This is a genomic window from Pseudemcibacter aquimaris (assembly GCF_028869115.1).
Taxonomy (GTDB): domain Bacteria; phylum Pseudomonadota; class Alphaproteobacteria; order Sphingomonadales; family Emcibacteraceae; genus Pseudemcibacter; species Pseudemcibacter aquimaris.
The window spans coordinates 1,706,427-1,728,744 of record NZ_CP079800.1; the positions used below are offsets into that span (position 1 = coordinate 1,706,427).

The following is a 22,318-nucleotide window of genomic DNA, read 5'->3' on the forward strand; positions in this document are numbered from 1 at the left end:
GGTCTCAATAACTATTCAGAAAAGACGACAATATCGTTTGATCTAAGATCATATCATGACCAAAATTATTGGTCCCTTTACTGGAACTTTCGATCAGCAACGTCACTTCATGATATATTTTACGGATTTCTAGATTTTCCACATAGTCATTCATGGCCTTTAACGGGGTCACATTGTCTTTTGACCCGTAAAGCATATGAATTCTGGAGCCCTCAGCAATATCCCCCACTTCATCACTGGGCGAAAGTCCGGGCATATCGGATATCCAACGATCCCTACCCGATCTTTCAAATTGATGTTTTCTCCAATTATCCAAATCGCACGGACATGCGGCGAGCAGTGCTGTTTTTGATAAATCAGGATATCTATTCATCATCAGTGCCGATAACGCCGCACCGCCTGAATGGCCAAACAAAACAACAGGTAAATTATATTCCGCCTTTAAACCAGAAATAATGATATTCATACTTTCAAGCACATCTTCCGTATAATTATCACCCATTCTATTGGTTTTACGGCCATCCGATTTACCGCCAAGGCCATCCTCATAACCCGGTCTTAATATCGCAATGGCAATGGCGGTTTTCTTTATATCCGTGATACGCCGCGCGATATCATATTGATATGTGGGCGGCCTAAAGGCGCTATCCCCATGAAGGAAAACAATAATTTCTGTTGGTGTTTCTTTTGCAGGAACAATATGGATTTTTTGGGAACCAAGGTTTGTATCAACATACCTGACCTCTTCTGCGATTGCCGAAGACAAAACCATAATGAAAATTATGAAAAATCTAATCATCCTGCGTTTTTACTTAACCACTCGTCGGCTTGTTTTTCTGCGGTAATAATTTGATCCGCGGTCATGCTTGATTCCAACTTTTCTTTATTGCGGGTGGATTCATGATCGCCGCCTCTTGACGCGATTGTAAGCCATGTATCAATAAACACAAGATCGGAATTGCCATTCGGGTTTAATGCGCGGTTTTGGGCGACAAATTTTTGTGCTTCAACGTTTCCTTGGTTTGCCGCCATTAGAAAAAATTTTTCTGCTTTTTCATAATCTTTCATTACCCCTTCACCAAAATGGTAACGAAGACCCGCATTAAATTGCGCATATTGATTACCCGTTTCCGCAAAATTTTCCGTTAATTTAACGCCTTCCTCGGTGATAAGGCGGAACCATTGCCCATTCCCGGGACGATAGCGTCCATTAATAAGCGATGCTGCCGCATCATTTTCTGCGGCCATAAGGTAATATTTCAGTGCCTCTTCTGCATTTTCGCCAAGGGCATAATTATCATTGAAAATTTCCCCGAGAACATAAAAAGCATGCGGCTCACCCATGCTCGCTGCACGTAATAAATGGGCCTTGGCCAGTTCCGCGTCCTTTTCCACACCACGGCCATAGGCAAAAAGCTTTGCCAAATGAATATAGCCATCCGAATTACCGTTGGATGATGCCGCGATATAATATTCACGCGCCATGTCATAATTTTTGGGCGCGCCCCATCCATTTTCGTGCATAAAGCCCAGCTTTATTTGGGCGTAACTGTTGCCCTTGTTCGCGTCTTCGGTAAATTCCTCAATTGCGCGTTCATATTCACCCATAAAATAGGCTTCTTTACCCCGATCAATATCGGCGTATGCGATTTGCGCAAAAACAGTCCCCCAAATAATAAAGACACGTTTAAAATGCATAAAATGTTGCTCCAGAATGAAGCATCTTACACATAACGTAATTGCACGTAAAGCCTTACCTGCGTTTTGGTTTAAAAGCTTTATGTCCACCAGTTTGCTTGACTTTTTTACGGTCTGCGCGTGATGGTTTTGTTTTGTTTTTCTTTGCTACTGCCTTACCAGGTTTACGTTTTGGCTTTGCTTTTGCAGCGTCATCAAAATGATCGCGTTTTGTGGTTTTCTTTTTCTTTGAAACCTCTGCATCACCGGATTTGGTTGCCGCTTTTTTCTTGCGGGTTGATGATTTGCCCTGAAGTTTTTTAAGAACCGGATCATCATCAAAACCGAACATGCTGTCTAACGGATCAAATTTTGATGGATTATATCTTTTGCTATCTGATTTTTGATCGCGTTTTGGCTTATCAGATTTAGGTCTATCGGCACGTGCAGGCATTTCCGTTCTGATTTTGCCGGTTGTTTTGCGTGGACGTGACGGTTTATTTTCGAAATCGTCGTTGCGATCATCTTTCTTTTTCGCGCGCCCTCGGCTTTTATCAAATTTCGCACGCGGACGGTCAGCTCTGCCGCGTCCTTTACCGCGTCCTTTTTTATTTGAACGAACATCGGATGCTTCAAAATGAAATTCGTGATTATCATCCACATCCACTTTAATCTTCAAAAGCTCTTCAATCCCTTTAAGAAGGCGTAAATCGCTTGGATCACAGAATGATATGGCAAGACCGCTTTCGCCCGCGCGGCCTGTTCTGCCAACACGGTGAACGTAATTTTCGGCTTCAATGGGTAATTCATAATTGATCACATGAGTAATTCCATCGACATCGATACCACGCGCGGCAACATCGGTTGCCACAAGAACGCGTGTGCGTCCTTTTCTATAATTCATCAGGATTTTTTCACGGGTACGCTGCTTTTTATCACCGTGGATGGCGTCAATGCGTAATGGCGTTTCACGAAATGCTTCTTTTAATTCATCACAAAGCCTATCCGCACCAAGTTTTGTACGCGCAAACACAAGTGCCTTATCAATGGATTCATCGGATAATAGATCAATAAGAAGCTGCGTTTTATCTTTGCGGCGCACATTCATCAATTTGTGGGTAATGGTATCAGCCACCATCGTTTTGCGTTCTTGTTCCACATATTCCGGGTCTTTAAGAAGTTCCAATGATAATTTACGAACTTTCGCGTTCATTGTCGCGGTGAACATCACCGTTTGGTGATCTTCGTTTAAAGATTCCTGAATTGATTTAACCTCTTCAATAAAGCCCATATCAAGCATACGGTCGGCTTCATCAAGAATGAATGTCTCACACCTGTCAAGGCGAACTGTTTTCTGCTGCATATGATCAATAAGACGCCCGGGCGTTGCGATAAGGATATCAACACCGGATTTTAACTTGCTGATTTGTGGTTTATAGCTTTGACCACCGGCAATCACGAGGCTCGTGATTGGTGTACCGCGGCTAAATTCATTAATGAATTTACCGATTTGCATCACAAGTTCACGTGTCGGTGCAAGGATCAATGCCTTTGGGCGATGCTTTTCCGGCTTTTCATAATCTGGAATTAATTTATTGATCGTCGGCAATGAAAAGGCAGCCGTCTTACCCGAACCCGTTTGCGCAATACCCATTAAATCAGTACCACTCATGACCGGCAAAATGGCCATATTCTGAATTGGAGTTGGTGTGATAAACCCTTGTTTCTTTAGGGATTTAAGTATGGATTTATGAAAACCAAAATTATCAAATGTTACTGCATCAACAGCAACATGATCTTCTGACATTTGTTCGTCAGTCATGTCTCGTCCTTCGCGAATATGTTTGCGCCTCTCTTTGGCGCTTTATTTTCCGCGAATGCACTTGGCCCATAAACACTTGGGATACACGTGATCGTTACTTGTCACGGCTGCTAGGCGGAATTTGATCGTTTCTTTAATTAACGACCATGTAACGTGCGCTAAATGCGCTTAATTTAGTGCAAAGTCAAGTAAATAACGTGATTGACAATATTGTTATGCGTGTTAATGATCAAAAATAACTTAATAATAAAGAGAAAATAATGCGCAATTTCGAATTAGAAGTTTTCTTTTCCAAATGGGAATTTAAAGCGAAATACCACCTTACTGCATCGGACATGGAAAGCATGTCTATGGCGGACCTTATGGCCATGGCAACAGAGGAAGAACGCGAAGGATTTAATAATCTGTGGCTTGGATATACAGAAACATATGGCCATCCGGATTTAAGAACGGAAATTGCGAAGACCTATGACACAATGAACCCAGAAAACATCCTTTGTTTTGCTGGCGCGGAAGAAGGCATATATACCGCGATGCGCACGATGTTAAGCAAGGATGATCACGCAATCGTCGTTGTACCGAATTACCAGGCTGCAGAAACTTTACCGCTTGATATTTGTGATGTCACTGGCATCCCGCTTGATGCGGATAATGATTGGAATCTTGATATTGATAAGCTTATCGGATCAATTAAATCAAATACTAAACTGATTTCCATTAATTTCCCAAATAATCCAACTGGTAAAATCATCCCGAAATCCGATTTAGATAAAATGATTGAAGTGGCCCGTGAATTTGGCATTTATATCTTCAGTGATGAGGTTTACCGCGGTATAGAACTCGACGAAAGCAAGCGCCTACCGCAGCTTGCTGATGTTTATGAACGTGGTATATCCCTTAATGTGATGTCGAAAGCATACGGCTTACCGGGTTTACGGATCGGCTGGATCGCCTGCCAGGATAAAGAGCTTCTTGGGACATTTGAATGTTATAAACATTTCCTGACCATTTGTAACAGTGGGCCTGCGGAAATTCTTTCCATTATTGCGTTAAGAAATCGTGATAAAATATTGGAAAGAAATAAAAATTTATTATCTGAAAATTTAACAAAACTTGATAAATTTTTTGCAGAATTCCCTGATACGTTCCAGTGGAAAAGGCCAGATGGCGGCGCAGTAGGATATCCAAAATACCTTGGTGATCAGTCAGCGGATGAGTTCTGCGAAGAATTGATTAATGAAACCGGCGTGATGCTATTACCGCCACGCATTTATAAATCGGAATTATTACCGACGCCACATGATCATTTCCGTATCGGTTTTGGCCGCAGCGGCATGGATGAAATGCTTGATGTTTTCTATCATTATCTGAAGAAGAACAGGTAAGTTTGAAAATTAGTTGTTATTGCCCGACTTGAACGGGCAATCCATTACATGAGAATTTTATATTGGTATGGATACCCCGATCAAGTCGGGGTATGACCAATTTTAAATGTATTCTACTGGCGAATGCCTTCTACATAAAGATCAACAATTACATCGCCATAATTGAATTCATAGTTGAACTCCGCTGGTTTTAGAACGGTTGTTGCTTCAAAACCATGACGGAAACCGCCCCATGGGTCATCACCGCCACCAATGTGCTTTGCATCAAGTGTAATTTCTTTTGTCACGCCATTAAGGGTCAGATTTCCGTGGATAAGACCTGTTTTATCTCCTGTTACCTCGATACGAGTGCTTTCAAAGCGGCCCGATGGATGATTTTCAACGTTTAGAAATCTTTCTTCGCTGATATGTTTATCGCGAATGGCGTGGTTTGTGTTCACGCTTCTTACATCAATATCAACCGTTACGCTTGATGCTGCTGGGTTTTCTTCGTCATAGGAAAATTTACCGTCAAATTTATCGAAGCGACCCGTCAGCCAGCTATAGCCCAAATGCTTTACGCGGAATTCAATCGCCGCATGCATTCCTTCGATATCAAAGATATAATCGGCCGCAGTAGCCTTTGTCGCGCCCATTGTGGCGCCCATCATCATTGCTGCAAGTAGTAGTTTTTTCATTTCATTTCCTTAAAGATTAAGATACCCAAAATTGTTATTTTACTTTTATGAAAGGCAACATTCTTTTCAGCGTGTCGTCCTTATCGATAAAGTGATGTTTTAAAGCCGCCAACGCATGAAGCGCGACGAAGCCCATGATGGCATATGCGAAATACTGATGCAGATTGCCGATAAATACTTTACTATCGTTTACTGTGAAAATCGCCGGAACCTCAAACAAATCAAAGAAATTGATCGGTGTGTCCCCAGCCGATGAAATCAGATATCCGGTCACCAAAATAATCGCCATCAACAAATAGAGCGCCTTTTTCATAAGGCCTGCTGATAATTTTTCAAATGATGAAAGATGGCTATCGTCCGGGTTTGTGTTCTTTAGGCGCCAAATTAACATAATCGGCACAAGAACAAGCATAATCAGGCCGACACCTTCGTGAATATAAGGGGCTTTTTGGTACCATGCGCTATAATAATCAAGCGTACGCATCCAATATCCAAGCCCAAACAAACCTATTACCCCAATACCAACAACCCAATGTAATAACTTGGAAAGTGGTCCATATTTTTTATTTGTATCTTTCAAATCCATACCCTGACTTCTTTATCGTCATTGTTATATTATGACATAATATAACATATTATCAAATCAACTGATTGTGAATATATATTGTACGAAATTTTTTATGAAAGTGGGCGCAAAAAATAAAAGTTATTTTTATGCATCAATTGTACGCATCGGGAATTGTAATGTCACCTTGGTACCGACACCAACTTCACTGCTGATAAACAGGCTTCCATCATGAAGCTGCATCAACGAATGAACAATTGATAAACCAAGTCCTGTACCCTCTTGCGCGAGGTGCGGATTAGAAATCGACCTGCCAAATGGTTCAAGGATCACTTTAATATTTTCTGCCGGAATCCCTTCCCCGGTATCCTCGATAGAAATCATATTTGCCCCATCTTTTTCAAAGATATCAATTTTTATAGATCCATTATCACCAGTATATTTTATCGCATTGGATAAAATATTGATAATGACTTGTCTGAATGCCTTCTCATCAACCTGGAACGCTTTTTCTTTTTTGACGGCGGTTATTTCCATCTTTAAATTCTTGCCTTCACTTAACGGATGAAGGGTTCGCAAACATTCATTAATGACGTCTTCTGCGATTATTTCATCAATAGCGAGTTTACGTTTTCCCGCTTCAAGCGTTGAATAATCCAATAAATCATTAATCAACGATAAAAGATAAGAACTGGAATGATGAATATCATCGATATAAGCAGCATATCTTTCATTTTTCACAGGGCCAAATAATTCATTACGCATCAATTCAGAAAAACCGATAATCGCATTAAGCGGTGTTCTTAAATCGTGGCTCATATTAGCCATAAATGATGATTTTGCCTCATTGGCATGTTTAAGATCATTTGTACGTTCACGAACAAGTTTTTCAAGATATGACCCCTGCCCGGTCATAAAGACCACCCAAACGATAAACAGCCCAAGCAAAATTGCACTGACAAGACCAACATACATCGGTTGGTTTGACATATTATTCATATTGAAATCATTGTCACGGGTAACTGAAATATCCCAGGTTCTGTTAAAAACAGGAATTGATACATGATGTTCAGTTATGCCGAACTCTTCATCAGTTGCATTTTGGAAAAGCAGTGAAAAATCAGTATCATCGCCGTAATCCAGCACTTTGAAATTAATGCCGTCCGCATATTGTTGTTCGCTTAAAATTCTCATAAATTTTGAAAGCTCGATCACCATCGCGGAAAAGCCGGCAACTTCACCATCCGAGACAATCGGATAATACATGGCGATTAAGGCACGCTCTGGATTAATCGGTGAAATAAGCGGCATTGTAAGTGCGCTTGTATTATATTTTACGGCATAATCCATCGCATTATTGGTTGCGAAACTGGAGCTCATATCACGGCCAACAAGGTTTGAAAATGGTTCGAATGGCTCGACATATTTGATAATGGAATATTGATCCTGATTTTTTAATGGCGAACCATCCCGGTCAATCAGATTAATGTCTTCGTTATATTCCATTTCCAGTAAAGATTTAAATTCATTAAGCTCATCTTTACTCACAACCTCGCTGATATTCACAGCTTGTACCGTCGGGTTCATGGGCAGGAACTGTTCCGTGAATATATGAAATTCTTCTTTTGTGATTGAATTTTGTGTTCTAACAAACCCCTGCATGGCGACCATCAATGTATTATATTCATCAAATTGGTCGGCAATATCACCTTTGAATTCATTAATTTTCATTTCTAGAAGATGATCTAGCCTGTCATTATCCCAAGCAAGCGTCAGATTATAAATCGTTATAACAATACCAAGTCCGACCAGAAGAAACGAGAAAACAAACGCACCGCGTCTTATACGGAAACGTGTCGCCGCCACGAGCATCGTTGCAAAGACACATACCGAAATCGCATCACCAACCCACCACACAAGGTAAGCAAATATAAATTCGACACTAAACCCGAAACCAAAGGCAAGGTTACCGATAAATGAACTGATAAATCCACCGACAACGGCCGAATAAAAGTAAAATCTGATGATTTTTGACGGTTCATAGAATTTCTGTGGATATAACCGGTATGATTTTACAAGCCATGCACCAACACCCGCTTGTAAACTGGCACCCAGCCCAAGGTAAAATGGTGTTGTATTCTCAAATAATTTGGAAATAATTTCGTTTAGCGATAAAGAAAGACCGAATAAATAATCAAACCCACCAAGTAACGCACCAATAAAAATTCCCGGAATAACCCGAAAACCAAATATCAATACCATGACGAAAGAAAAACCGGCAGCAGGCCAGATAAGTGTCCCCTGTTCATATGGCAATTTATAATAAATGCCAACCTGCGTCAGCAGGTAATATACAGCCGCCGTCACGGCAATTAAGAGCGCCGTTTTGACGTAATTATTATTCTTATTCATTTTATACCCTGTATAGTATGCGGGCATTATAGTGGCCAATGCTTACTATTTCTTTAACAGGGGTGTTAAATAGTGGGTTAATGTTTAAAGGGAAAAAATATCCGCACGATCGTGCCTTTTCCAAGTTCACTATCAATTTCGAACTTACCACCATGAAGCTCGACAAGAGAAACCACGATTGAAAGACCAAGGCCGGTCCCTTCTTGTGGTTTATGAGGATCATTTTCCACACGACCGAATGGTTCAAGGATCGTTTTAAAGTTTTCTTTTGAAATACCGATACCGCTGTCGATAATCTCAATAATCTGCCCTTTCCTGGATTCAGTAATAATCACATTGATCGAACCATTTTCGGGCGTAAATTTCACGGCATTTGATAGCACATTTAAGAATATCTGCTTAATGGATCTGATGTCTGCCTGAATTGGGGCCATTCCCTTACTATAATCTATAGTTGGGAATATATTTTTCTGTTCCGCAAGTGGCGTAATCGTTCTTAGGCAATCTTCCACAACTTCGTCGATATAAACTTCGGTAAGTTCAATATTTCTTTTGTTTGCTTCGATCGCAGAAAAATCAAGAACATCATTAATCAGTGACAAAAGATATTCACTGGAATCATTGATATCCTTTGTATATTCAAGATATTTATCGTTGCCCAGTTCACCATATAGCTGTTTTTGCATGATATCAGAAAAACCGATAATCGCATTAAGTGGTGTTCTTAAATCATGGCTCATATTGGCCATAAATTCTGATCTTGTCGCATTGGCTTTATGTAGGTCGGCCGTTCTTTTGCGGACCTGTTTTTCAAGAAACAAACGTTGACCAGATAAGATGGTAATACCAAGGGTAATAAGCGCTGAAAAGATCATACCCGCCATACTGATGAAAAGCGGCTGTGTGGTTTTATTATCATCAATAAAATTCTGGGTTCTTCTAAACACAAGTTCCCATGTACGGTCAAACACGTCAACTTCAATACTGATCGGGTTGCGGTCGATATAGCCATCCAGAACACGAATTGATGTAAAAATCGGCGCACCAGGTGCATTTTTATCACGCATTGAAACTTCCATGTGGCCGGGGCTTGAAATGGCGATCATTTCATTAATCAAGGATTCAATATGGATTAGAACGGCAAAAACACCATCAAGTTCACCATTTTCCATGAATGCTGGTTGGTAAATGGTAACCGCTTTTGGCCCGTCTGGTTCTGACGTTAAAATAATCGGGGGTGTCAGTGCCGATGCGTTGGTTTCGATTGCTTTTTGCATGGTTTGCATTCTGGCATCATCATTATTAAGCGTTAACCCGACAACATTTCCATATTCTTGATAAGGTTCAACAAATTTAACAACGGCATAACCATCCGGATATTCAGGGGACGATTGAATTTCTAAATTTTCATCAAGTTCCCAAAATGTAACCTCTTTTTCAAAAAGACTGCTTAAATAATCCGCATAGTCATCACGTTCGGATGACTGAATAAATTCAACCCATGAAATCGACCTGATGCTTGGATTAAAAACAAGGTTGTTATTTGAAAAGCTTGCAAATTCATCACGGACCAATTCAGGGCGATAACTTTTAAATCCGGCCAGATTATTAATTAACACATTTTGTGTGCCGGTCATTTGTTTAAAAATATCCGTGGATGCAATCACTTCTTGGGTAAACAATAACGTCATGCGTTCCTGTTCCCATTGACGGCCAACATAAAAAACACCAAGCGTTATAAGAAAGGCAAAACCGATGATCATCGTCATAATATTGCGGCGTTTTTTATCAAATGACAGCAATGACATGACAAGCGTAAAGAAAATAATCGATGACGTGCTATCCGCAAACCACCATAGTATCCATTCCTGCAATAGCCCGATAAAGCTGTTTATGCCCATGACGAAAAAACATAAAAACGCAAGTGTTGCATTGGTTAAACACGCAACAGGACCAATAAGCAGGTAAAACAGTCCAATTTTTTTGGGTTCACTGAAATCATGTTCTGCGCAGTCATATTTCCGAACCAGCCAGTTTGCAAAAATAGCCTGCAGTACCGATCCCGCTGAAATCACGAAATAATGTGGTTTAGTAAGTATCAATGAAGGATCGCTGAAAATTTCCGGTGACGTTAATGTCGTCGCGATAAGCGCCCCAAGGAAAAGGCCCGGCCAAACACGGTTTCCATAAAAATAAACGAATGCCAATGCGGCCCCCGCCGCCGGCCAGACAAGTGCTGCAAATCCACTTTGTTGGGAAAGGGCAAAACCGATATGGGCTAATACCACATAGGAAATTACGCACGTCAAAAGCAATAAGGCATAATTCTTATGTAATAATACAGCGAACTTCCGGAACATCGCACCCTCAAAAGATTAATATTAATGGTAATACCCGCAACCACGCATGATAGCAATATTATTTTGGTTAAATAACTATGACGAGTATCCCTATTACTTAATAGATTTAGTTATTTTAATTAACAATAGCTTAACATATGAAAGATTCTTCATAAAATTGAAAATAATTTCATTTCCGCAACGAAATATTCACTAAAAGTTAACTAGTTTATTTTAAATCTATCAGAGTACTCAAAAATTAGTAAAAAAATTGATCACACATTATATAAGGAGTTATGTTGTGAGTGGAGCGTATAAGTCAGCGGGAATCTTGGATAGTATCTTAAGTAGTCACATCTTCAAAAATGTAAGTATTTCAGTCAAAATTATGGCCCTTTCAGCCATTTCATTACTTGGCACGGTACTTGTAGCAGGAACGGGCTACATTTCCATGGTTCAATTAGAAGAAGGCGAAGCCGTCTTCACAAATACAACAGATCTTACTGCCGTAGCCAACGACATTAAGGTATATTCATTAGAAATCGAACGCTATGGTAAAGATTATCTTCTGACACAATCAGAAGAGTCTATTAATAGTTTTGATGAAAATGTTGAATTAATTACAGCCAGCGCAGAAGAAATTGTCGATTACACAGACAGACAAAATATCATCGATGCAGCAGCAGCCATTTCCACATTGGTTGGCAATTACCAAGAAGTTTACGATGAAGTATTCGATTTATACTCAATCATCGAAATGGACGGCGCATCAGATGAAACAAATGCGCAAATGAATGATATTATGCGCCGCCTGACCGAAGTTTATAATCAGATGGCACCACAATTTGAAACCATTACTAATTCAACTAACCAAGCCATGGTTGATGCGACACGTGTTCTTGATGAAACACGTGCAAGTGCAGAAATGCTACTACTTGCAATCTGTGCCTTTATGGTTGTTGTGGTTGGTGGTATTGCTTTCCTACTTCTACAAAGTATCTCTATTCCTCTTGGAAACCTGCGTAATGCAGTTGCGATTATCGCAAGTGGTGATTACACCAACGAAGTACGCGGTAAAACACGTCAGGACGAACTGGGTCAGTTTTCAAATGCGATCGAAGACCTTCGTAAAGCGGCACTTGAAAGTGAACGCCTCGCAGCTGAAAACAAGATGGCTGAAGAACAGCGCCTTGCCCACGAAGCAGAAGAACGCGAAGCAGAAGCAAGACGCGAACGCGAAGCAGCCGAGCGTGCAGAACAACAACGCCTTGCAGCAGAAGAGCGTGCCAAGAAAATTGATGATCTTGTATCACACTTTGATAATCAGGTTTCAGAAGTTCTTAACGCCCTTGCCTCTTCCTCAACAGAGCTAGAAGCAACAGCGAACCAAATGGTTGTTATTTCAGATAGCACGAAGAACCGTTCTTCCGAAGTGGCATCAGCATCTGAACAAACATCACACAATGTTCAAACCGTTGCAGCATCTGCAGAAGAGCTTAGCGCATCCGTTGGTGAAATTAACCGTCAGGTTGAAACAGCCAATGCCATCGCAGAACGTTCTATGAAAGAAGCACAACACAGCAGCGAAGCGATTAACAAGCTTGCAACATCAGCAAGCCGCATTAACGAAGTGATTGACCTGATTAACGACATCGCTTCACAAACCAACCTACTGGCCCTTAACGCAACGATTGAATCTGCGCGTGCCGGTGAAGCAGGTAAAGGATTTGCGGTTGTTGCGAACGAGGTTAAAGCCCTCGCCGGTCAAACTGGTAATGCAACAGAAGAAATCTCAAATCACATTTCTGAAATGCAGTCACTTACTGATGATACAGTGAATAGCATCGATGCGATCCAAAGCGTTATTAATGAATCAAACGATTCAACAATGCAGATTGCCAACGCCGTGCAGGAACAATCACGTGCGACTATGGAAATCTCAAATAACATTCAGCAGGTTGCGATCGGTACAGCCGATATTTCACAGAATATTTCACGTGTGGCAAGTGAGGCCGACGAAACCGGAAATGCCGGTCAGGATGTTCTAAACGCATCATCAGAAATGGGACGCATTTCTGAAACGCTGAAAAAAGACATCGAAGATTTCTTCCGTCAGATCAGAGCGATCTAGGATTAAGAAACACAGAATTAAAGAAAGGCGGCTTTATTGGCCGCCTTTTTTTGTTTTTAATTTATTTTATTTATAAACGTCATTCTCGGATTTATTCCGAGTATCTCTTAATAAGCATGAGACCCACGGGACAAGCCCGAGGGTGACACTTAATGATAGGTTCTAAATTGCCGTACGAACATTCCATAATTCAGGGAAGAAACGCAGGTCTAGCGCTTTCTTAAGATAATGAACCCCTGCGGTGCCGCCCGTCCCTCTTCTATATCCGATGATGCGTTCGACGGTCTTCATGTGACTGAAGCGCCATGTCTGGAAACGGTGTTCAAGATCGACGAGCTTCTCTGCCCATTCGTATAGATCCCAATATTTATCACCGTTTTTATAAATGTCGCTCCAGATCGCCTCGACCTGGTCGCTCACTTCGTATGGATTGCTCCAGTCACGGTCAATATGACTTTGTGGAACATCAAACCCACGCTTTGCAAGCAACTGTAATGTAAGATCATAAAGGCTTGGTGCATTAAGCGCATCATTTACCGCAGCATACCTGTCTGGATGATCGGCGTGTGCCTTTACCATCGCGGCATTTTTATTTCCAAGCGAAAATTCGATTATGCGATATTGAAAGGACTGGAAACCGGAACTTTGCCCCAGTGAATCTCTAAAGCTCATGTAATCTTTTGGTGTCATTGTGGATAAGATATTCCATGAATGAATAAGCTGTTCCTGTATTCGGGCGATACGGGCAACCATTTTCATTGCCGGGCCGATTTTATCGTCTTTTAAACAATCCATTGCACTGGTCATTTCATGAATGCATAATTTCATCCATAATTCCGATGCCTGATGAATAATGATAAACATCATTTCGTCATGGGCGCCGGATCTTAAGGTCTGTGCATTTAAGACCTGATCAAGCCCCAGATAATCACCATAGCTTATATCCTGTTTCCAGTGGATTTTCTCGCCTGTAATATCAACGGATGTTTTAATTTTATCGCTCATTTATTTTCTAACTCCAGAATCACATAAGATAATTTATCTTACATGCAAAATAAATTTAAGCCAACGATTTCCTATCGAGCATATTTCGGAGCATAAATATTAACACAGGAAGCGATGCAATGCATAAAATTGTAAGATACGCGAGTATATGAATGTTATTTAGGCTACCGTCCGGATTGGTGCTTAGGATCGCTGTCGCGACAATTCCACCAGCGCCCGCGGCCAAATGACGGCAGGTTGACTGCACTGACATATAGGCGGCCCTTTCCTGCTCATCGGGCGCTTCTGACGCGATACTGGAGGTGACAACACCAATCATCGCCGCACATAACATAAACGAGCAAAATATAAACGGCACAGACATAAACGGTTGATGCAAATAACCATCTGCAAGCACGCATACATAAAAAACTGTAATGATAAACGAAAGCAACCGACTGCCGTATTTATCAACAATCCGTCCGGTTAACATCATGGCAATGAAACTAAGCGATCCACCAACGAAATAAATTTCATCTAAACCTTCGCGGTCAAACCCAAGATTAAAGATAAAATAATTAATCGATCCGGCAAAAAGCATAAATTGGGCAAAGCTTTGTAAGGATGCCATAATGTATGATGTTCTGATGATCGGTTTTTTAACCATCGGCAAAATGGGAACCTTTTTAGTCTTATCCGTGTTTTCATCAATATGACCAGTCATTGACGGCAATAAGAAATAAATAGCAATACATACAATACCGCTGAAAATGCCTATAACAATAAATGGCATGGTCCAATCCATTAATCCGGCCAGTTTAAGCGCAAATGGAATACCAAACACACTGGAAACGGTAAATGCACTGGACACAATCGCAATGGAACGCGCGCGCCTTGAAATGGGAACCACATCAACCACCATCGAAAGGCTTAATGCGGTTACCGGCCCACCAAAAATGCCCGCAAGCGTTCGTGCGGCCAACATACTATAGGTATCATATGCAAACGAACATAGGTATGTGGACACCGCAAGCCCCGCGAGGAAGAAAAGCACAGCGCGTTTACGGTCAAAGCGGTCCAGATAAGGCGCCATGACGATCGCCGATATGGCGGCGGCAAAAGTATAAATCCCGCCAAGCAAGCCCATACGCGAGGACGGAATACCAATTGACGTGGTAAGATCCGGCCCGAGGGGCAATATAATCATAAAATCAAGGACGTTCGCCAGCTGGATCAGTGCCGCAAGCCAAACCACCTTGCGTTCTAACTGAATGTCTGACATTTAAAACCTGTTTTCAATATTCGCTTCTTTGGTCTATGGGGACTATAAACTTACATTCTTTTTTAATCAATTCGATAGTTGTCATAAAAAATGATAAATGCTAGCTTACTGAAATACTGTTAGGGGGACACATGCATTTGATTTTTACTCACACCTTTCGATTACTTATTGCCTTATTGTTTTTGACAAAATTTTCATTTGCAGACATCGATAAAGCAACCACAGCATATAATGACGAAGATTATGAGCTAGCTTTTCATTTATTAACAGAAGAAGTTAAAAACAATGAAAATGTAGAAGCACTTTATATGCTTGGTGATTTGTATTTCTACGGACATGGCACCGATCAAGATTACAAAAAAGCCTTAAAATATTTTGATCTTGCCGGAGAGTTTGGAGATAGAGAAGCTTTGTATAGTGTTGGTTTTATATATAGCCGTTCTTTAGGCGTTAAAACAGATTATGCAAAAGCGATGAATTATTTTTTAAAAGCCGCAGAATTTGGGCATGTTCAATCACAATACGAAATTGGTGATTTATATTATTTTGGACGAGGAACAAGTATAAATTTAGAAGAAGCAGTATCTTGGTACACAAAAGCAGCAAATCAAGATAACCCGCCTTCACTTTATAGCCTTGGATATATGCATCATCATGGTGAATATTTTGAAGCAGATATTAATCATGCATTAGATTTATACAAAAGAGCCGCATACTTAAATGACTCTGACGGACAATATGCTTTGGCCGAACTATATCACTACGGAACTGGAGTAGAGCAAGATTTCTCTTTGGCATTTAATCTATACAGCAAAGCAGCTGATCAAAACCATTCTGAAGCTCAAAATGCGTTGGGTATAATGTATGAAAATGCAGAGAGTGTAGATCAGGATTTTAATAAAGCTCTTGAATGGTATTCTATTGCTTCTGAAAATGGATCATATAATGCCATGAATAATCTTGGGGATTTGTATTTTTATGACAATGGTGTTGAACAAGATTACGAAAAAGCATTCGAATGGTTTAACAAAGCGGCACAAGCAGGTAACGCAATTGCAAATTATAATATTGGGTACATGTATGAATATGCTTTAAGTGTACCAGAAAACCTTCAAGAAGCCATTAAGTGGTATGAGAAAGGCATTGAATTAAATAATGAAGATTCCCACTATGCATTAGCAGAGTTATATTATTATGGAAAAGGATTAAAACAAGATTTTTCCAAAGCTCTTGAACTATACAAGTTTGCTGCGCAGAATGACATCGTTGATGCACTATATTCACTTGGATACATGTATCAAAACGGCCAAGGCACTAAAAAAAATATTGAAGAAGCAATCAAGTATTATTCATTAGCATACGAAAATGACAAGCCAGAAGGTGCATTTAATATTGCTCAAATACATTACAATAATGAATTTGAAGGAAGCAATTTGGATGATGCGGTTAAATGGTTCACGAAATCAGGGTCAAAAGGATATGCCCAAGGCTATTACATGGCAGCCTATATTCAGCATTTAAGTTCAGAACCAATAAACAACATAAATGAAATTATTCATTTATATGAAAAAGCTGTAGAATTGAATTATAGCGATGCCGCCCTCAATATTGGGGCTATTTACCAAAATGCAACTGGTGTAGAAAAAGATGAATTAAAAGCAATTGAATTTTATAAGAAAGCAATCAATATCGATGAAAATTTAGTGGCTTATAATAATTTAGCAAGTATCCATACAAGCGGCGCGCAAGAACATCGCGACTATGAAAAAGCATTTCAATATCTTCAAAAAGCAGTTAATGGCGGTTCAAAAGAAGCAGAATTCAATATGGGGCAATTTTATTTCAATGGTTATTTTGTTGAGCAAAATTATGACACCGCAATTGAATACTATAAAAAAGCAGCTTCCCAAAAATATGTTAAAGCTTATCAAATGCTCGCAATCGCTTATGCAGCTAAAGGAGATAAAGAAAGTTTGATCAATGCATATATGTGGACCATTATTGGAAGCGAAAATAATTTTATGAATTCAGCGATTAATCTAGCTAAGTTAAATCTACGTATGTCCACTGACGATGTTGAAAAGGCACAGGAAATGCTAGTAGAATGGAAGGCTTCAAACTAATCATTTCTTAAGATTATAATGCACTGTAAGCAAGCCATTATCGTATTTTGTGACATTCTTAAGATCCAGCCGCTTTTCCACATTGATGTTGGCAAATAATGGAATACCTTCGCCGATGATGATGGGTACCATGGTGATGATCAATTCATCAACCTGCCCGTCATTAATAAAATCCTGAACAACTTTGCCGCCATCGATATATAAATTCTGGCATCCCATTTCATTCATACACTGAACGGCTTCTTCAGGTTTTCCCTCAAACGGGATGATCTCACCTTCAACGAAATCGGGAATTTCAATATCACGGGTGGTTAGCACCATGACTTTTCGGTCGCCGTAGATCCACTGCCCGTAACCAAGAACCATATCATATGAATTCCGCCCCATGATCAGCCCGTCAATACCGCCAATATAATCTTCCCAGCCGTAATCTTCGTCATCTGGGGCCGGATCAACTGCATCAAGGAAATCAACCGCGCCATCTTTACGCGCGATAAAACCATCCAGTGAACACCCAAGATAAACGAAATTTGTCATGATAGCTCCCTAGTTATTGATCCATTACGTTCTTAATGATAGCTTATTTTTCGTTAAAAATCATCCATAACGAATTTTGTAAGGATTGATCCGATTATGAATAAACTACGTGCTGTTTTTGTGTGTCTTTTATTAAGTTTTAATACTATCGCCTTTGCCCAGGATATCCCGGTTGTGGATGGCGTTTCATGGGAACTTGCATCATACCGAAAGGCCGCGATTAGCGAGCTTAACTATGATCTGGTTTTAAATATTCCGGAACGTCCGGATGTGCCGATTAAGGCCACATCGGAAATTACATTTAAATTAAGTGATAATTCAAAAGACCTGCAGCTTGATTTCAAAGAGAAAAAATCCAACCTACGCCGCATTTGGGTCAATGGCGTAAAACGCAAGATCAATCATCAAAATGAACATATTATTATTGACCAAGAACATCTTGGTGTCGGTAGCAACCGTATCAAGATAGAATATTTCGCGGGCGACGGTGCATTAAACCGTTCCCCGAATTTTATGTATACTTTGTTTGTGCCGGACCGTATGCGCACAAGTTTCCCAAGCTTTGATCAGCCGAACTTAAAAGCAACATATGATTTATTCTTGAATATTTCCGATAAATGGGAAGCGATTTCAAGCGCACCCATCGTAAGCGAGCGAACCAGACGCGGTAAAAAAGAAATCAAGTTTGAAACATCCGACGTGATGAGCACATATTTATTTTCATTTGTCGCAGGGCGTTTTAACAAGGTTAAGAAAACAATAGACGGCGTGGAAATGACCATGCTGCACCGTGAACCAGACGAGGAAAAAGCAAAACGCAATGAAGAGGAAATATTCAAACTTCATAAAGCGTCACTTGATTATATGGAAGAATATACGGGCATAAAACATCCGTTTAAAAAGTTTGGCTTTGCATTAATCCCAAGCTTTCAATTTGGCGGCATGGAACATGTGGGTGCCATTCAATATAAATCATCCACATTGATGCTTGATGAAAACCCGTCACCCAATGAATTATTATCCCGCGCGGCCCTTATCGCCCATGAAACGGCCCATATGTGGTTTGGTGATATGGTTACGATGGATTGGTTCAATGATGTCTGGACAAAGGAAGTCTTCGCAAACTTTTTTGCGGCGAAAGCCGTGAACCCGAGCTTTCCTAAAATCAATCATAAATTAAGAACCCATCTTGGATTACATCCTGGTGCTTATAGCGTTGACCGTTCCGAAGGACCAAACCCGATTAGACAGGAATTACCGAACTTAAATGAAGCCGGTACCATGTATGGCGACATTATTTACAATAAAGCCCCTATCATGATGCAACAGTTAGAAGCCATGATTGGCGAGGAAAAATTCCGCGAAGGTATTCAGGAGTATTTAAAAACATTTGCCTATGCCAATGCAACCTGGCCCGACCTGATCGATATTCTTGATCGCCGCACAACAAAAGACCTTAAAACCTGGAGCGAGGTTTGGGTCAACACACCAGGCAGACCACATTTCAAGGTCGCAGAAAATAATGGTCAGATTATACTTTCACAAGATGACCCACTATTAATGGAACGTGATTGGCCGCAAAGCTTTGTTGTGAATAACAAGGCGGCAGCATATCCGATATCTTATGAAAATAGTGCAATTAACCTAAGCAATCTGGGCAATAATATTAATGATGATATTTTATTAAATGCGGATGGCATGGGTTATGGATTGTTTCCAGTTGATAAAAATTATTTACGTGAAAACTGGGATAGTTCTGATGAATTGGAACGTGCTGCATTCTTTGTCAGTCTTTATGAACAATTGCTCGAAGGAAACGGCACCATAAGTCCCGAAGAATATATCGATTTGATTATTTGGACTTTGGACAAAGAAGATAACACGTTAATCATCAATCATATTATGCGCCAAACGATCTCAATATATTGGTCACTGTTTAGCGCAGAAGGCAGAATGGCCATTGCCCCTCGTCTTGAAACAAAACTTTGGCAAATGGTTATTGATAAAAACAAAGAAACCAGCCTGCGCAGATCGTTATTCAGAAGCTATGCCAACATCGCATTAACGGAACAGGCAATCCAGAATGTAAAAGAAATATGGCAAGAGCAATCAATTGCAAGCGAACTTAACCTTGCGACCCGTGATTACACCAATCTGGCGGCGAACCTCGCGATTAAATTACCGGATCAGGCAGAAGACATCATCAAGGATCAAATACCACGCATAAACGGCCTTGATAATCAGCGCCGTTTCGAATTTATTCGTTTTGCACTATCACCCGATCAGGACGTACGCGATAAATTTTATGATGCCCTGATGAATGTGAATAACCGACATACGGAAAGATGGGTGTTAACGGCGCTTGAATATCTTCATCACCCGTTAAGAGCAAAAAATTCAGAGAAATATTTGCAACGGTCATTGGAAATTTTACAAGAAATTCAGATAACCGGTGACATCTTTTTTCCGGGTCGTTGGCTTGCTGCAAATTTCAAATATTATCAATCCGACAGTGCCGTAAATACAGTTAGGGGGTTTCTGAATCAGCGCCCAGCCTACAATAAACAACTGCGTTTAAAAATATTACAGGAAACGGATCCTTTATTCAGAGCCAACAAAATTATTAAACAAGCGTACAATTAAACTTAAAGTTTAGTTTTCACTAATGTTACTATTTGTTGACAATTCAAATTTATTGATTATTTTTTATGAAAATAAAAATTGATCGTAGGGGAAAAATGGGTCGGGAGCCATTAAAAACAATCACTTTTGACGAGGAAAGACGTGAATATAATTGTCACATTTTTCCAATCGGTATCGACGTGTGCCATGAATATGAAGAGTTGAAAAGCTTTTACGATCTTTGGAACGACATTCGTGGCAACAGAAGACTTCCCAATGTTCAGGATATTACATTTGAAACCTTGAAAGGTTGGCATTCGTCCGTCCGCCTTGTTGAATATGGCGAGGATATCAAAGGCCCCAAAACCATCAAGATTATGGGGGAAAAATTCGCCCGTCTTTGGGGCAAGGAAAGCATGTATTCCAAAATCAATTCCGAAAACCCACCCCCACCGGACATTGTTGAAAAATATTATGAATATTTACAAGTGATCTATGATTACAATTATTGCATCGGTGTGGGAAATGTCATTGACGAAGAAGGGCAAGAACAACGCATCCTTTGGATTGACTTACCACTTTCGTCTGGTGACGATAATGTCACCCATGCGATCGGTGCAATGGTCATGCTTGAACAGGATTCCCCCAAATTAAAAGCCATCGCATAGCGTTTTTCATTTACAGCACCTAAGAATTATCGTAAACGGCATTAAGTTAAGGAGTGCCGTATGATTAAATTATTGATTAAAGACCCTGTTTATCGCCTAAGAATGCTTGCTGTACTCGAAGGATTTTCACTTATATTCCTATTATTCGTATCAATGCCGATGAAATATTATCTTGGTTTTGCAACATTCAGTTTTTATGTGGGTGCAATTCATGGCGGCCTATTCGTAATTTATGTCATCTTATCACTTGAAGTATTAATCCGTCGCCGTTATTCATTTTTTGGCTTTCTGCGCACATTCATTGCTTCAAGTGTTCCTTTTGGTACGTTCTTAAACGATAAATGGCTTAAAAAACATCAATTTGATTTTGCCGCTGCTTGATCTTTTTTGTAGGTAGTTTCCGCACACCTCAAAAAAACATGCTTTTATCGCTACACACTTGTCATTTTATGATATCATCCTATATCAATTAGATAATAATTAATTGCATCAGGTATTAATAAAAATGACCCAGAATGTCACACCGCTTCGTAGTTCAGATTTTGAAGAATCCGATAACATTAAAAATTTTCCAAACCGTGATTGGATCGAGGCTGGCATAAAGCTGCTTCGTGAACATGGGCCACACGTACTATCCATTGATGAAATCTGCACCCTTACAAAAAAAAATGAGCAGGAATTCAATCAAACGTTCGAAGACATTGATAGCTTTTATTCAGCAATTTTTGATTATTGGTACGAGAAAGAAACCCTGAAATATATTGATATGATGGATGAAATTGGCGGTGACGCGGAAACCGCGCTTTATACAATGGCAAAAATCACCCATGACATTGACAAGCAAGACGAAATCGCCATCCGCAATTTGGCGCTTCGTTGTCCGGAAGCCTGTAATGCGCTCGACCGTGTTGACCGTACCAGACTTGATGTTGCGGCCGGATTATTCAAAGAAATGGGCTTTTCTGATAAAGACAGCATGATCCGTGCAAAAATTCTCTATACCGCGTCAATCGGCACAGAATACACGAGCATTTCTGCATCACTCGATCAAAAGTTAGAAATGTTGAAATTATTGCTCGAGAAAAATTAAAAGA

The 22,318-nt window shown here is 40.2% G+C and carries 17 protein-coding genes; 7 read left to right on the forward strand and 10 right to left on the reverse strand.

Annotation, left to right across the window (positions count from 1 at the left end; translation table 11 throughout):
* Positions 1-4: 4 nt before the first annotated feature.
* Genes KW060_RS08170 through KW060_RS08180 form a run of 3 tightly spaced genes read right to left on the reverse strand, consistent with a single transcriptional unit; the run spans position 5 to position 3,499 of the window.
* Entirely contained in the window at positions 5-772 is a 768-nt protein-coding gene (locus KW060_RS08170; RefSeq protein ID WP_249034322.1) for an alpha/beta hydrolase, read from the reverse strand.
* Between the two features lie 23 nt (positions 773-795).
* The gene (locus tag KW060_RS08175; protein WP_249034323.1) at positions 796-1,698 is read right to left on the reverse strand and encodes a tetratricopeptide repeat protein; all 903 of its coding nucleotides are present in this window, start codon (positions 1,696-1,698) and stop codon (positions 796-798) included.
* 55 nt (positions 1,699-1,753) lie between these two features.
* On the reverse strand, positions 1,754-3,499 hold the full coding sequence (locus tag KW060_RS08180) for a DEAD/DEAH box helicase (RefSeq protein ID WP_249034324.1): 1,746 nt from the start codon (positions 3,497-3,499) through the stop codon (positions 1,754-1,756).
* A gap of 260 nt (positions 3,500-3,759) precedes the next feature.
* On the opposite strand from KW060_RS08180, the gene KW060_RS08185 reads away from it, so the two are divergent.
* On the forward strand, positions 3,760-4,884 hold the full coding sequence (locus KW060_RS08185) for an aminotransferase class I/II-fold pyridoxal phosphate-dependent enzyme (RefSeq protein ID WP_249034325.1): 1,125 nt from the start codon (positions 3,760-3,762) through the stop codon (positions 4,882-4,884).
* Positions 4,885-4,997: 113 nt separating this feature from the next.
* Here KW060_RS08185 and KW060_RS08190 read toward each other — a convergent pair whose 3' ends face one another.
* The 4 genes from KW060_RS08190 to KW060_RS08205 form a co-directional block, all read right to left on the reverse strand.
* Positions 4,998-5,561, reverse strand: a complete 564-nt coding sequence (locus tag KW060_RS08190) for a YceI family protein (RefSeq protein WP_249034326.1) — start codon at positions 5,559-5,561, stop codon at positions 4,998-5,000.
* A 34-nt stretch (positions 5,562-5,595) separates the two neighbouring features.
* Positions 5,596-6,141: a cytochrome b gene (locus tag KW060_RS08195; RefSeq protein ID WP_249034327.1), complete on the reverse strand. Its 546-nt coding sequence runs from the start codon at positions 6,139-6,141 to the stop codon at positions 5,596-5,598.
* Positions 6,142-6,273: 132 nt separating this feature from the next.
* On the reverse strand, positions 6,274-8,538 hold the full coding sequence (locus tag KW060_RS08200) for an ATP-binding protein (protein ID WP_249034328.1): 2,265 nt from the start codon (positions 8,536-8,538) through the stop codon (positions 6,274-6,276).
* Between the two features lie 77 nt (positions 8,539-8,615).
* Positions 8,616-10,898 carry an ATP-binding protein gene (locus tag KW060_RS08205; RefSeq protein WP_249034329.1) on the reverse strand — a complete coding sequence of 761 codons (2,283 nt, stop codon included), beginning with the start codon at positions 10,896-10,898 and terminating at the stop codon, positions 8,616-8,618.
* Between the two features lie 280 nt (positions 10,899-11,178).
* On the opposite strand from KW060_RS08205, the gene KW060_RS08210 reads away from it, so the two are divergent.
* Positions 11,179-13,008, forward strand: a complete 1,830-nt coding sequence (locus KW060_RS08210; RefSeq protein ID WP_249034330.1) for a methyl-accepting chemotaxis protein — start codon at positions 11,179-11,181, stop codon at positions 13,006-13,008.
* Between the two features lie 162 nt (positions 13,009-13,170).
* Here the strand turns inward: KW060_RS08210 and kynA are convergent, their stop codons facing one another.
* Both kynA and KW060_RS08220 read right to left on the reverse strand, forming a co-directional pair.
* Positions 13,171-14,013, reverse strand: a complete 843-nt coding sequence (kynA, locus tag KW060_RS08215) for a tryptophan 2,3-dioxygenase (RefSeq protein WP_249034331.1) — start codon at positions 14,011-14,013, stop codon at positions 13,171-13,173.
* Positions 14,014-14,068: 55 nt separating this feature from the next.
* Positions 14,069-15,274, reverse strand: coding sequence for an MFS transporter (locus KW060_RS08220; RefSeq protein WP_249034332.1), 1,206 nt, complete (start codon positions 15,272-15,274; stop codon positions 14,069-14,071).
* Positions 15,275-15,405: 131 nt separating this feature from the next.
* Between KW060_RS08220 and KW060_RS08225 the strand changes: the two genes are divergently transcribed.
* Entirely contained in the window at positions 15,406-17,397 is a 1,992-nt protein-coding gene (locus tag KW060_RS08225) for a tetratricopeptide repeat protein (RefSeq protein WP_249034333.1), read from the forward strand.
* Here KW060_RS08225 and KW060_RS08230 read toward each other — a convergent pair whose 3' ends face one another.
* Positions 17,398-17,934, reverse strand: a complete 537-nt coding sequence (locus KW060_RS08230; RefSeq protein WP_249034334.1) for a dihydrofolate reductase family protein — start codon at positions 17,932-17,934, stop codon at positions 17,398-17,400.
* Positions 17,935-18,030: 96 nt separating this feature from the next.
* On the opposite strand from KW060_RS08230, the gene KW060_RS08235 reads away from it, so the two are divergent.
* The 4 genes from KW060_RS08235 (at position 18,031) to KW060_RS08250 (ending at position 22,314) form a co-directional block, all read left to right on the forward strand.
* Entirely contained in the window at positions 18,031-20,577 is a 2,547-nt protein-coding gene (locus tag KW060_RS08235) for a M1 family metallopeptidase (protein ID WP_249034335.1), read from the forward strand.
* A 95-nt stretch (positions 20,578-20,672) separates the two neighbouring features.
* On the forward strand, positions 20,673-21,224 hold the full coding sequence (locus KW060_RS08240) for a PAS domain-containing protein (RefSeq protein ID WP_249034336.1): 552 nt from the start codon (positions 20,673-20,675) through the stop codon (positions 21,222-21,224).
* A 60-nt stretch (positions 21,225-21,284) separates the two neighbouring features.
* Entirely contained in the window at positions 21,285-21,605 is a 321-nt protein-coding gene (locus KW060_RS08245; protein ID WP_249034337.1) for a DUF3817 domain-containing protein, read from the forward strand.
* 124 nt (positions 21,606-21,729) lie between these two features.
* Positions 21,730-22,314, forward strand: a complete 585-nt coding sequence (locus tag KW060_RS08250) for a TetR/AcrR family transcriptional regulator (protein WP_249034338.1) — start codon at positions 21,730-21,732, stop codon at positions 22,312-22,314.
* Positions 22,315-22,318 lie beyond the last annotated feature (4 nt).

Coding starts and splice junctions, on each gene's coding strand:
- KW060_RS08180 (WP_249034324.1), bottom strand. CDS start 3,499: ATGACTGACGAACAAATGTCAGAAGATCATGTTGCTGTTGATGCAGTA.
- KW060_RS08175 (WP_249034323.1), bottom strand. CDS start 1,698: ATGCATTTTAAACGTGTCTTTATTATTTGGGGGACTGTTTTTGCGCAA.
- KW060_RS08250 (WP_249034338.1), top strand. CDS start 21,730: ATGACCCAGAATGTCACACCGCTTCGTAGTTCAGATTTTGAAGAATCC.
- kynA (WP_249034331.1), bottom strand. CDS start 14,013: ATGAGCGATAAAATTAAAACATCCGTTGATATTACAGGCGAGAAAATC.
- KW060_RS08235 (WP_249034335.1), top strand. CDS start 18,031: ATGAATAAACTACGTGCTGTTTTTGTGTGTCTTTTATTAAGTTTTAAT.
- KW060_RS08190 (WP_249034326.1), bottom strand. CDS start 5,561: ATGAAAAAACTACTACTTGCAGCAATGATGATGGGCGCCACAATGGGC.
- KW060_RS08240 (WP_249034336.1), top strand. CDS start 20,673: ATGGGTCGGGAGCCATTAAAAACAATCACTTTTGACGAGGAAAGACGT.
- KW060_RS08245 (WP_249034337.1), top strand. CDS start 21,285: ATGATTAAATTATTGATTAAAGACCCTGTTTATCGCCTAAGAATGCTT.
- KW060_RS08225 (WP_249034333.1), top strand. CDS start 15,406: ATGCATTTGATTTTTACTCACACCTTTCGATTACTTATTGCCTTATTG.
- KW060_RS08200 (WP_249034328.1), bottom strand. CDS start 8,538: ATGAATAAGAATAATAATTACGTCAAAACGGCGCTCTTAATTGCCGTG.
- KW060_RS08170 (WP_249034322.1), bottom strand. CDS start 772: ATGGTTTTGTCTTCGGCAATCGCAGAAGAGGTCAGGTATGTTGATACA.
- KW060_RS08230 (WP_249034334.1), bottom strand. CDS start 17,934: ATGACAAATTTCGTTTATCTTGGGTGTTCACTGGATGGTTTTATCGCG.
- KW060_RS08220 (WP_249034332.1), bottom strand. CDS start 15,274: ATGTCAGACATTCAGTTAGAACGCAAGGTGGTTTGGCTTGCGGCACTG.
- KW060_RS08205 (WP_249034329.1), bottom strand. CDS start 10,898: ATGTTCCGGAAGTTCGCTGTATTATTACATAAGAATTATGCCTTATTG.
- KW060_RS08185 (WP_249034325.1), top strand. CDS start 3,760: ATGCGCAATTTCGAATTAGAAGTTTTCTTTTCCAAATGGGAATTTAAA.